The following is a 248-nucleotide window of genomic DNA, read 5'->3' as shown; positions in this document are numbered from 1 at the left end:
CTTACGGCGTAGTAGTTAAATTTAAAATGTTCTGTACGGTAATTATTTCATTCCCCTCTGGCATCTATTCCATCAATAACTGTATAAGCTAGGTCTATTTCATCCTCAAACATCTGTCCAGAAATTTCGTGTTTTTTAAATTGTTGCCACTCTAGTTCGATTTTATTCATCTCAGAACAATATTTAGGCAGAAAGAAAATATATAGGGCTTGCTGAAAAAGTCGAAAAAAACCTTGAGGAGAATTGAG

Annotated in this window: 1 protein-coding gene; it reads right to left on the bottom strand. The window is 33.9% G+C overall.

All coding sequences use genetic code 11. The annotated features are described in order from the left end of the window. Positions 1–47: 47 nt before the first annotated feature. Positions 48–248 (bottom strand): transposase (locus CUN59_RS21595; RefSeq protein ID WP_207765459.1); only part of this gene is annotated, 201 nt, incomplete at its 5' end.

Origin of the sequence: Cuspidothrix issatschenkoi CHARLIE-1 (genome assembly GCF_002934005.1) — a bacterium.
In the GTDB taxonomy this organism is placed as follows: domain Bacteria; phylum Cyanobacteriota; class Cyanobacteriia; order Cyanobacteriales; family Nostocaceae; genus Cuspidothrix; species Cuspidothrix issatschenkoi.
The sequence above is the reverse complement of the archived record's forward strand: the minus strand, read 5'-3'. Positions and strand labels throughout refer to the sequence as shown.